General features: G+C 56.9%; 10 protein-coding genes. 6 read left to right on the top strand and 4 right to left on the bottom strand.

The annotated features are described in order from the left end of the window. Positions 1-88 precede the first annotated feature (88 nt). Positions 89-496: a low affinity iron permease family protein gene (locus CRP02_RS03750; protein ID WP_097100334.1), complete on the top strand. Its 408-nt coding sequence runs from the start codon at positions 89-91 to the stop codon at positions 494-496. 26 nt (positions 497-522) lie between these two features. On the opposite strand, the gene CRP02_RS03745 is transcribed toward CRP02_RS03750, so the two are convergent. Beyond that, positions 523-966 carry a cyclophilin-like fold protein gene (locus CRP02_RS03745; RefSeq protein WP_179783934.1) on the bottom strand — a complete coding sequence of 148 codons (444 nt, stop codon included), beginning with the start codon at positions 964-966 and terminating at the stop codon, positions 523-525. A gap of 25 nt (positions 967-991) precedes the next feature. Beyond that, positions 992-2,107, bottom strand: coding sequence for an MFS transporter (locus CRP02_RS03740; protein WP_097170319.1), 1,116 nt, complete (start codon positions 2,105-2,107; stop codon positions 992-994). A gap of 465 nt (positions 2,108-2,572) precedes the next feature. On the opposite strand from CRP02_RS03740, the gene CRP02_RS03735 reads away from it, so the two are divergent. Both CRP02_RS03735 and CRP02_RS03730 read left to right on the top strand, forming a co-directional pair. Further along, complete coding sequence (locus CRP02_RS03735) at positions 2,573-3,634, top strand: alpha/beta hydrolase (RefSeq protein ID WP_097170318.1); 1,062 nt, start codon at positions 2,573-2,575, stop codon at positions 3,632-3,634. A 115-nt stretch (positions 3,635-3,749) separates the two neighbouring features. After that, positions 3,750-4,643, top strand: a complete 894-nt coding sequence (locus CRP02_RS03730; RefSeq protein WP_097170317.1) for a LysR family transcriptional regulator — start codon at positions 3,750-3,752, stop codon at positions 4,641-4,643. A 98-nt stretch (positions 4,644-4,741) separates the two neighbouring features. Here CRP02_RS03730 and CRP02_RS03725 read toward each other — a convergent pair whose 3' ends face one another. Beyond that, complete coding sequence (locus tag CRP02_RS03725) at positions 4,742-5,830, bottom strand: class I SAM-dependent methyltransferase (protein ID WP_097170316.1); 1,089 nt, start codon at positions 5,828-5,830, stop codon at positions 4,742-4,744. Positions 5,831-6,145: 315 nt separating this feature from the next. On the opposite strand from CRP02_RS03725, the gene gmd reads away from it, so the two are divergent. The 3 genes from gmd to CRP02_RS03710 all read left to right on the top strand — a co-directional run bounded on the left by gmd (position 6,146) and on the right by CRP02_RS03710 (position 10,666). Beyond that, a complete protein-coding gene (gene gmd / locus CRP02_RS03720) occupies positions 6,146-7,216 on the top strand; it encodes a GDP-mannose 4,6-dehydratase (protein WP_097100336.1) in 1,071 nt (356 codons plus the stop codon). Beyond that, complete coding sequence (locus tag CRP02_RS03715; protein WP_179783931.1) at positions 7,200-8,195, top strand: GDP-L-fucose synthase family protein; 996 nt, start codon at positions 7,200-7,202, stop codon at positions 8,193-8,195. The genes gmd and CRP02_RS03715 overlap by 17 nt, the downstream gene beginning before the upstream one ends. Before the next feature lie 164 nt (positions 8,196-8,359). Further along, positions 8,360-10,666: a glycosyl hydrolase family 28-related protein gene (locus CRP02_RS03710; RefSeq protein ID WP_097170315.1), complete on the top strand. Its 2,307-nt coding sequence runs from the start codon at positions 8,360-8,362 to the stop codon at positions 10,664-10,666. 541 nt (positions 10,667-11,207) lie between these two features. On the opposite strand, the gene CRP02_RS03705 is transcribed toward CRP02_RS03710, so the two are convergent. Then, a complete protein-coding gene (locus CRP02_RS03705; RefSeq protein WP_097170314.1) occupies positions 11,208-11,504 on the bottom strand; it encodes a hypothetical protein in 297 nt (98 codons plus the stop codon). Positions 11,505-11,532 lie beyond the last annotated feature (28 nt).

The raw sequence follows: 11,532 nt of genomic DNA, 5'->3' as shown, positions 1-11,532 counted from the left end.
GCACTTCTGCTTTCCCGGTACCCTGGAACAATCGTGCATTTTGTTGGTTGGTTGGCATCCCTAAAATGGCAACAAGGGGCAGCGTGTTATGAATAAATTCTTCACTCGCTTCGCAAGCGCTATAGCTTCATTTTCCGGCTCTCCAACGGCTTTCATGGTGGCTCTCGGAACTGTCCTCGTCTGGGGGATAAGCGGACCGCTGTTTGGGTTTTCGGAGGTCTGGCAACTGGTCATCAATACGGGTACGACCATTGTCACCTTCCTGATGATTTTCCTCGTGCAGAATTCACAGAACAGGGATTCCGCGGCGATGGAAGCAAAACTGGACGAGCTGCTGCGGGCGGTGGAGCAGGCGCGCGACGACTTCATCGGGATCGAGCACCTCACTGAAGAGGAAATCGAAAAGATTCGTGCCCGTCTCGAAAAGGAAAGCGGCCCGGATAGTGATAAGCCGGCACCCCATCATGCCATGGCCCGCTTGCTTTCCCGACGTTAGTGGCAATTACCTTTAGCAGGCGCGTGTCAGGCGTGCTCTATGCGCAGAGGGAATTCGCCGCGGATCAAAAGTGGCTCGAAGCCGTCATCGAAACGTCCGAGGCGGATCAGCCCTTTCGAGTATCGGTAGCTGTCATAGTAGAAGACCAGATTACCCCATGGCGCGTAATAAGCGATGTCGCCAGGACGTGCGTTATCGAACGGCGTGTCCGTGACCTGCGTCAACTTTCGAGGCAGATATGCGATCTTCTCGTTGGTCGAATAGTCTTCGATCGTGAGGTCGAGCGGCAGCATTTCCATGAGTTCGCGTGCCGACGGGTTGTCAAACAAGGTCGCCGTCATGCTGCGACCACCAAAGGCCATTCGGAAACTCATCAAGGATACCTCCGTTTTTGTTGCCTGACCGAACAATGCGGACGGGAAAGCTGTGGCCGCGGCAGCCAGTTCTAGAAATAGACGCCGGTCGATCATTGGAATGCTCTCATGCCGAACTGCTTTACGAAGATATTCTCGATGATTTGAATGCCAGCGCTGACGCGACCAGGAGCAAACCTGCGCTTGCCAGGAAGGTCATGCGGTAGCCGGATGCGTCATAAAGAAATCCGCCCACGACCGCACCGCCTGATATCGCAAGCTGGATGACCGCAACCATGAGACCACCTCCGGCTTCCGCATCCTGCGGCAGTGAGCGGGCGAGCCATGCCCACCAACCCACTGGCGCTGCCGTGGCGATCATTCCCCAGACCGCAAGCGCCATCGTCGAAACCGGGAGACTGTTACCGAAGGCAATAAGAATCACGGCTGTTATCGCCATCAGTGCCGGGATGATGATCAGAACGTGATACAGGCGGTTGGTGAGAAAGTAACCGATAAGGCTGGTGCCAACGATGCCGGCCACGCCGATGCCCAGAAGAATGAAGGTGAGTACCGAGATATCCACTCGTGTCACAGTTTCAAGAAACGGGCGGACATAGGTGAACAGCGTGAACTGGCCCATGAAGAAAACCGACACCGATGCCATGCCGACGGCGATCAAGGGACGGTTCAGTAGCCTGAATGCATTCTTTGACGTTTTCCCGGGGAGGGGTTTCATGGAAGGGAGGCTTGCCAGCTGCCACAGGAACGCGGTTACCGCGACGGGGACGACAGTGAAGAAGGCACCTCGCCAACCGATGATCGATCCGAGAAACGCGCCGAGCGGAGGAGCAACGACAGTTGCCAGCGCGTTGCCGCTGTTAAAGATCGCAAGCGCTCGGGGAACGAGATGCTCCGGTACAAGACGCATGGCGGTCGCCACCGATATGGACCAGAACCCACCGATCACTATCCCGATGAGCGCGCGCCCGACCATGAATATTTCATAGTTCGGTGCGATCGCCACGGTCACGCCAGAGAGGGCCATCAGCGCCGTCAGGGCAAGCAGCAGCAGCTTACGGTCCCATTCTCCCGCGAGATACGAGACAAAGAGGCTCGTGACGACGGCGAAAGCGCCGGAGATCGCGATCGAATGTCCGGCCGATCCTTCGCTGATGCGCAGTTCATCCGCGATCGGCGTCAGCAGGCTGAGAGGCATGAATTCAGAAGCGATCAGGGCGAAAACGCAGAGCGTCATCGCCAACACACCGCCCCAGTTTGCGGATCGGGATCTGGCTTCCCCTGTGGAAATTGTAGTTTTTATCGACATGGTACGGCAGCTTTTCTTGGCTATTTCTTCAACGGTCTTCCGCTGCTGATGGGAGGCAGCGAGGTGAAGCATAAGTCATGAAGCATCTTGCAATTAGCCGCCTGTCACGGGATGCAGTCATGAACGATGCTCATCAAAGGGTCTTGTTTAGCCGCGCCCGGCCTGCTTGCGTATTATCCACGTCGATGCAGCGGCTCGGTTCATTCATGAATATCACTCATGACGGCATGCCTTCGCCGCGGTCTAATCTCGCGACAATCTCCGATCTATCTTTTGAACGACGCTGCTGCATCACCCCTCAAAGCAGCCTACCGGCCGCTCGTCACGGCAACGACAATGGAGAGTGAAGTGAGCAATCAGAACGAAACTGCTTCTGCACGAGAGGGCCTGGACATGGGTCGCCGTGGCCTTCTCAAGATTACGGGCGTCGGCATCGCCGCGATTGGCGCGGCGTCAGTGATGGCGGTTTCGAAGGCAGAGGCGCAAACATTGAAGATGACGCAGGACTGGGACAAGGTTTTTCCGAAGAGCGAGAAGGTCGATCACCAGAAGGTCTCGTTCAAAAACCGTTATGGCATCACCCTGGCGGCCGACCTCTACATGCCCAAAACCCGCAACAGCGTCGGAAACCCCGCAATCGTGGTGAGTGGACCGTTTGGCGCGGTCAAGGAACAATCGTCCGGCCTTTACGCACAGACGATGGCCGAACGCGGTTTCGTCACTCTGGCATTCGATCCTTCCTATACAGGTGAGAGCGGCGGCGAACCGCGCAATATCGCGTCTCCCGACATCAACACCGAGGATTTCAGCGCGGCTGTGGACTACATCGGCCTGCGTCCCGAAGTCGATCGCGAACGGATCGGCGTCATCGGTGTCTGCGGCTGGGGTGGCATGGCGCTCAATGCCGTGGCCTCGGACAAGCGTGTGAAGGCCGTGGTTGCCAGCACCATGTACGATATGACCCGCGTCATGTCCAAGGGCTACAACGACAGCGTCGCGCTGGAGCAGCGCACGGCGACCCTGGAACAGTTGAGCCGCCAGCGGTGGGTCGATGCGGAAAAGGGTACACCTGCCTATCAGGCGGCCTACAACGCGGAAGTCGGACCCGACGCGCCGCAGTTCATGGTCGATTATCACGACTACTACTCGACACCACGCGGTTATCATAAGCGGGCGGTCAACTCCCGTAACGCCTGGTCGCAGACAACGCCAATTTCGTTCATGAACATGCCGATCCTGAGCTACATCGCGGAAATTTCGCCGCGCCCGGTTTTATTCATTCATGGCGAGAAGGCCCATTCTCTCTATTTCGCAGAGACCGCGTATGCGGCGGCGGCCGAACCGAAGGAACTCCATGTCATTCCCGGCGCCAGCCACACGGACCTCTACGACAAGATGGATGTGATCCCCTTCACCAAGCTCGCCAGCTTCTTTGAGCAGCACCTGTCGGCTTGATAAGTCCGGCAGTGACGTAACAGCTCAGGAGCCCGCCCGAAGCGGGCTCTTTTTCTGTTAGTGCGGCATGAGCATTATGCCATAATCAACAGGTCTGGATGCGGGAGGCTCATGAATGGCACGCGATACCGTCAACGATCTTGCAGCTTTCATTGCGGTTGCCCGAGAACAGAGCTTTACCCGGGCGGCGGCGAAGCTGGGCGTGTCGCAGTCAGCACTGAGCCACACACTTCGCCAGCTTGAAGCCAGGTTGGGTGTGCGTCTCCTGATGCGGACGACCAGAGCGGTTTCGCCGACGGAGGCGGGCGAGCGGCTGCTCAACGGGATCGGTCCGCATTTCGACGAGATCGAAGCGCATGTCGATGCGTTGAACGAACTGAGGGAAAAGCCGGCGGGAACGATCCGTATCGTCGCCGCCGAGTACGCGATCACCTATGTCCTCTGGCCCAAGCTCAGGAAATTTTTGCCTGAACATCCCGACATCAAGGTCGAGCTGATCCTCGACAACGGACTGACCGACATCGTGACGGAGCGTTATGATGCGGGGGTGCGTATGGGCGAACATCTCGCGAAAGACATGATCTCCGCAAGGATCGGTCCCGACTTTTGTCTCGCTGTCGTCGGATCGCCCGCCTACTTCAAGAACCGACCACACCCGAGGCATCCCAAGGACCTGGTCGGCCATGATTGCATCAACTTCCGGCTGCCGAGTGCCGGCGGCCTTTATGTATGGGAGTTCGAGGACAAGGGCCGCGAGATCAAGATCAAGGTCGATGGCCAGCTCGCCTTCAACAACAGTTTCAATTCGCTTGAAGCCGCGCTTGACGGCTTCGGGCTTGCCTACATCCCGGAGGAAATGATCCTTCCTTATGTCGCAGACGGCCGGCTGGTTCGCGTGCTGCAGAAATATTCCCCGCCCTGGGACGGATATTACCTCTATTACCCCAGCCGTCGCCAGGCATCACCGGCGTTCGTCAGGGTTTTAGAGGCCCTGCGATATCGGGTTTGACGGGCGTTGGCGGTCCCCCTGTGGATGTCTGCAACCCGGAACGACCCATGTCCGACTTTCGTCTTCTCTGCGCTCGCTGCGGCTGACAAGTCCTGATCCTAGATCAGCAGATAGCTGGCTTCAGAAATGCGTTGAACAATGGCTTGCCCCGCAAGGACGATAATGTCGCCCTCCATCGGTTGATGAGACCGCAGCAAGTGTTTGTCGATCGTCAGCAGGAAATGCGATGAATGCAGTTCGCCTGGGGAAATGGAAATGTAAGACCAGCGATGCCATGCAAATGGCATGGTGGCGAGGCCCATTCCCAGCAATCCCTTGAGGCGCATCGACCATGTTGACGAGGACTTGGCGTGGCGCGCAGCATCGGTTGCAACGGCACCTTCGACAATATGCTGTTGGTTCCAGGTTGTGTGGCCATGGTTGATCTTCCATGCCTCGGGGTCATCGTTTGCCAGATCGATCCTCGATTTTACCGGCTCGGCGATCAGCGCGACGTTCGGACTGAGAAAGCGTGGAACAAAAGAAAACGGCAGGCTGCGGATTTCGCGCAGAGGGGCGTTGACGCGGATAAGCTGCGCCAGACACCGCCAGTCGAAGCCCTGATGTGACGTATGGTGCGCGGGCACCCGGTCCAGCCGGTATAAGCCTGCCCAAAAAGTCTCTTTCAGATTGCCGGATTGCCGATTGTAGCCCATGAGGGCCGAACCCCAGTTCTTGATCCATACGGCTGGACCGACTTCGACGGGTACCGTAACCAGGAAAATGCGGGGACGAACGATCGCGCAGACGTGCTCGATGACACGGACGGTGCGGTTGAGGTGGATATGTTCAAGCGTTTCCAGCGCGATGACGATGTCGGCCTCGATCGTTTCGTAAAGGCTCTCGTCGGTGGCATCGCCGACGATGAAACGGCAGTTTTCGTAGTTGCTGTAGCGATTGCGCGCGGCCTCGATGAAGATTGGATCGTAGTCGATACCGACGTAATCGACGTCGAATTTTTCCAGAATATGTCCGACCGCGGTTCCGGGGCCGCAGCCGATATCCAGTATTCGGACCTTCCGATTGCCGACGTCCTTCTGCACTGTTTCGAGGACCTCAAGCAGCTTTCGATAGCGGCCCGCGTGCAGAAAGCGCGTCAGCCAGTTGAAGTTCTGCATTTTTTCGTAAGTCGTCGCGAACGTACCCATCCAATCCGCCTCCATGAACCGTAGATGATGTCGTCTCGCGCTCCCTGTTATCGTAAAGATCGTGCGCGACCCGGCGTTGTATTTTTGAAGTCTGGCACGGCCTGCGTGACCTGCAACTCGACCAAAAGGCTTAAGTCGGAAGCAGGAATACCCACCCTGCCTCCTCTTAAAGGCAGATATCGAGGTGGTGGACGGTGAATCAGCCAGTTCTGACCGGCCGTCCTCTCCCTTTTGGTATGCTGCCGATGCGCAGGGCCTCGTTATACCTTTCAGGGAGGCGCCATCCGGGGCCGGAACCGCTGGGAGATGTGGTGGATGGTAGACAAGAGAGCCTTGATTATCGGCGTAACCGGGCAGGACGGCGCTTATCTCAGTGAATTGCTGCTTGCCAAGGGATATATCGTGCACGGCCTGAAAAGGCGGTCTTCCTCATTCAATACCGGCCGGATCGATCATCTTTATCAAGATCCCTTCGAGGAAAACCTTCGCTTTCGTCTTCACTTCGGTGACCTCACGGACGCCACGAACCTGTGCCGGGTCATTCAGGAGGTCCAGCCCGACGAGATCTATAATCTCGGCGCCCAAAGCCATGTCCAGGTCAGCTTCGAGACGCCGGAATATACGGCAAATGCGGATGCGCTTGGCACGCTGAGGCTGCTTGAAGCCATGCGCATTTTGAACCTCGGCGACCGTTGCCGGTTTTATCAGGCGTCCACATCGGAGCTGTTCGGGGGGATGGGCACTGTTGCCCAGCACGAGGGTACACCGTTCTATCCGAGAAGCCCCTATGCTGCGGCAAAACTCTACGCATACTGGATGACGGTCAATTACCGGGAAAGTTACGGCTTTCACGCATCCAACGGCATTCTCTTCAACCATGAGAGCCCGATTCGCGGGGAGACATTCGTCACGCGGAAAATCACGCGCGGCGTTGCCGCCATCGAACGCGGTCTCATGAGCAAGCTGCGTCTTGGCAATCTCGACGCAAAGAGAGACTGGGGGCATGCGCGCGATTATGTTGAAGGCATGTGGCGCATCGTGCAGCAGGAAATACCCGAGGACTATGTGCTCGCAACCGGCGAGGCACATACGGTGCGGGAATTCGTTGAGCTTGCTTTCGGCGTGGTCGGCAAGACCATCGAGTGGAACGGCGATGGCAGTGACGAAGTGGGATACGACGCCAAAACCGGCAATACGATCATCGAAATCGATCCCAGATATTTTCGTCCGGCGGAAGTGGATTTTCTTCTCGGCGACCCCAGTAAGGCGCGCAGGAAACTCCACTGGAGCCACTCGACTTCCTTTTGCGACCTCGTTCAGGAAATGGTCGAAGCGGATCTTCGCCTCGTGATGTTGGAAGAGGGAAGAAATGAATTTGTCGCATAAATCGCAAGAAATCCCGTTCAGCTTGAATGGCAAGCGCGTCTGGGTTGCCGGCCATACCGGAATGGTCGGCTCGGCACTCGTGCGACGTCTGGAGCGCGAGAATTGCGAAATTCTCAAGGTCTCTCGCAGCGAGCTTGATCTGACCCGACAGTACGAGACGGAGCAATGGATGGCGGCGGCAAGACCGGAGGTCATTTTTGTCGCTGCCGCCAAGGTCGGAGGCATCGCAGCAAATGCGGCCTATCCGGCGGACTTTCTTTACACCAACACGCTCATTTCGATGAATATCATGAAATCGGCTGCCGATATCGGTGTCGAAAAGCTTCTCTGGATGGGATCTAGCTGCATCTATCCGAAATTCGCAGCACAACCGATCACGGAAAATGCCCTTTTGACAGGTCCGCTGGAGCCGACCAACGAGGCCTACGCGATTGCGAAGATCGCGGCGCTCAAGCTTTCCCAATTCTATTCCAGTCAGTACGGCCTGAATTGCGTCTCCGTCATGCCGACCAATATTTATGGGCTGAACGACAATTTCGATTCGCAAAGCTCACACGTCATTCCTGCGATGATCAGGAGAATGCATGAAGCGAAAATCAGCGGTCAGAACAAGATTGTTCTATGGGGTACGGGCAGTCCTTTGCGTGAGTTTCTCCATGTGGACGATCTGGCGGATGCCTGTTGCTTCCTCATGAAATCATCTGCGCATTTTCCGCTGATCAACATCGGCTCGGGGCGGGAGATATCCATCCGCAATCTCGCCCATCTGATTGCGGGTATCGTCGGCTACGATGGGCAGATCGTTTTTGACACCAGCAAACCGGATGGAGCCCCCAGAAAGCTGCTCGATTGCTCGCGGCTCAATGCGCTTGGCTGGAACTCGACGGTCGAACTCAGATACGGAATTCAGGATTTGTATGAGTGGTGGCGACACCCGAAGTCGCTGCAATCGGATATGTTACGACAAGCGGCAAGATGAGATCATCAAATTCCCTGATATCATCGGTTTTGCTTGCCGCCCTTGCGCTCGCATTTTCAGGTCTCTCGTTTGCCGGGCAGCCTGCGGTGCGGGGAGGGCAAGAGCAAGGCAGCCAACCTGATCCACGGCAGTTCGGTTTCCCGATACCTGTTCCAGAACCACGATTGCCGGATGATGCGGATGCCTTCAATCCGCCGTGGATAGAGGTAGGCGGCAAGGGTCCGGCAATCGCGGAGATTTCGAGAACGGCGGGCGCTGGCGAGGTTGTCTCGATGACCGGCGTCGATCTCGATAGACGAACGGGTTTCGAAGTCTTTTCGCAACACCCCGGTGCCGCGGAGGGCGTGGTGACGCCAGTGGCGCCGCTGACGGCTGACGCGACGGCGGCGACGACGCTGCTGCCAGCCACGCTTCCTTCATGGTCCACCTACCTGATCAGGCCCCGGCGGGGCACTGTTCAAGGACGCAGCTTTGCGATCAATCGCACGGAAAGCTGGTGGATCGGGCCGGATGCCGCAGCGCCGGGAGCGATCGTCTCGGTCTATGGACGCAACCTTTCGCGGTCCAACGGGACCAGCCAATCCTATCTCTATATCAAGCCGGTCGCTGTCGCCGGCTGGTATGTTCCGGTAATTTCCGTCAACCCCTTCAAGGTCGATTTCGAGGTGCCGACTCTGCCACCGGGCAATTATGAGGTGTGGGTTCACAATACCCATGGCGGCCGCTTCGGCTGGAGCGGTCCGCTGACACTTGACGTCCTGTCGCAATCGCCATGGGCGGGGCAGGATAAAAAGCGCGTCGATGCCAGGCAGTTCGGTGCAACGGGCGATGGCATGACCGACGACACCGCAGCCATTTTGCGCGCGCTCGACGCCGCGGCCGCAACGGCGCCATCGGTTTTGTATTTCCCCGCCGGGATTTATCTCGTGACAAAGCCTTTGATTGCGCCCGCCAATGTGGCGTGGTTCGGGGAAGGGGTGAATAAAACGGAGATCAGGCTGAACCAAGGGATTGATCAGAGCATGGTTGTCGTTAATGGCGACGACACCCGGTTCGGAAACCTGACCCTCAATGCCAACCGCAACATTGCCGGTAAACCTCTTCTTGCTTTGCGCAACACCAAAAACACACGGCTGGATTCCGTACGCATCGACGCCTGGGGCGTGCCGGCGTTCGATGCCCAGGACACCGTAGGGCTTTTTGTGCATGCGTCCGAGCTGATCGAGAACGGATCCTTTTACGGCGCGAGCCGGCAGGTGTTTTTCTCCAACAACCGGTTCCGGATGACGGGTTACGGCGAATCCGTCGTCGCGCTATGGGGTGGGCGCGATTTCGCCATGACGGGCAACGAGCTGACAAATGCGGATGAAAGCCGCGACGACGGTCATGGCATCGGACGTTTTTTTGTTGCCCAGGCGCATTTCGGGAGCATGCGAAACCTCTATTTTGAGAAAAACATCTCGCGAAACGCCGCGCCCCACGACTGCACCAAGGTCGATTGCAACAAGGGCGAACAGATCTGCTTCGAGATCGTCGGGAGCAAGCTTAAAAACGATTTCGTCCGCGCTTCCTCGAACTCGGTTACCTTCAAGTCCCTGTCGGATCTGGGGGATGCCACGCCGGGCGGTTTCGATCTCGTCATCGTTGGCGGGCGAGGTGCCGGGCAACACCGTCACATCGCATCGACGGACGGTTCTGTCGTTCTGCTCGAGCAACCCTGGAATGTCGTGCCGGATCGAACGAGCCGTTTTGCTCTGGCAGCGACCGCATCGAGAGCCGTGATATACGATAATGTGTTCGATGGCAGGTCAAGCTATGCGGAGCATGATTCCGATTCCACCGGCGTTCTTCTCTACGGCAACGTCTACGACGTGGTGGTCGACAGCAACCGCATCTCTCAGATGCGACACGGCATGATGACGGTTGCGCTGGACTCGACGCGGGGACTTAGCCCGTATTTCCTGCAATATTCCAACAATAGTGTGACACGCAGCAACAGCGGCCTCTATGTCGGCACGACATTCGCGGATTCCGGGGTTGCCGGCATCTGGGGCGGTTTGGGGAATATTTATCGCAGGAACCGGTTTACGGATATCGCCTATATCGGCGTCGAATATGAAACCTGGAACCATCCCGGCGCCGACTATAATGGGACGGTCTTCGATGGAAATACCTTCGCCAACGTCCGTTACGGCTTCGTAGATGCCTACAAACTCATGTGGACGCATGACGGCAGCTTCAAGGCCGGACCGGCCGAACGCTCAAGGCGGATCAACACGGTGCTCTACGACAATCATTTTACCCGAGGAACGCCAGGGCCCGTTCAAAGTGCGGGTTTCGTGACGATGCATCCGCAGAACAGCTGGGTAAATGTCGGCTCCACATGGAGCGGTTTTGCAATGGGAAACGGGGGCCCTAAGGCCGGCACCGTTAAATCGTCCTCCAATGCTGCAAGGCCAACACCTGATTGAACCGGAGTCCATTCCTGCGAAAATCCCGGAAAACTACCTCTAATGACGTATCTGCGGTGAATTGACGAGCTGCCGGAAAGTGGCGAATATGGCTCAATAAATCAAGGCCATGCGATACCATGGGCCATTGAAATTCAGGCTCGGCGGTTTTCATTTCAGGCGAGGGGACCGACGGATCGTTCGTTACTCCATGAGTGGCGAGCGGTCTGTGGTTCCAGTTTGACTGGGTAATATTCCTGCAAATTTCAATCTGAACCCGTCGGCGCGACAAGATTTGCGCGGCGTTGGTGATGGTTTGTGCATAACGCAAATAGGCTCGCCCGGTTGAACGAGCGAGCCCTCCCAGTTACCAGGTAATCCCCGGTTACCAGGGACCCGCCAAAGTATCAGGGGGCGACGGGTTACTCTTACAAACCGCTTTTATCGCTTCGGTTCAATCTGGCTATAAGCGGTAGGGTCCACATCCATCCATCTGCTGTCTCACAAATTTTCGCGCTTTGGGTAACGGTAAAAGGACAAAAGCGTTAGAGTTTGAGAGACGTCACTTGGCCGGTCCGGTTTCCGTCGCCATATTGAGCCAGGCTCGGACGTCGGTCGCAGTGATCCAGATCTGTCCATCGAACGCAAACATTCCCTTCTCGATTTTGGATGCCGCTATCGTTGCAAACACGTCGACGAATTGCGCCAGACGTTGCGCATCGCACTGCGGTGGGGATTGGATGTCGTTCAGGGCATCTTGCGTCACATGGACGGGCTGTAGCCCTCTCTCGCCGTTCACGATGATGACGGCACGCTGCCTGACCATATGATAACCAACCGGAACGATCGCAGATTCCATCTCCGTCTCCCCGACACTTGTGCCGATT

Source organism: Rhizobium sp. AN5 (genome assembly GCF_900215255.1).
Classification (GTDB): domain Bacteria; phylum Pseudomonadota; class Alphaproteobacteria; order Rhizobiales; family Rhizobiaceae; genus Agrobacterium; species Agrobacterium tumefaciens.
This window is presented reverse-complemented; position numbering and strand designations above follow the sequence as displayed.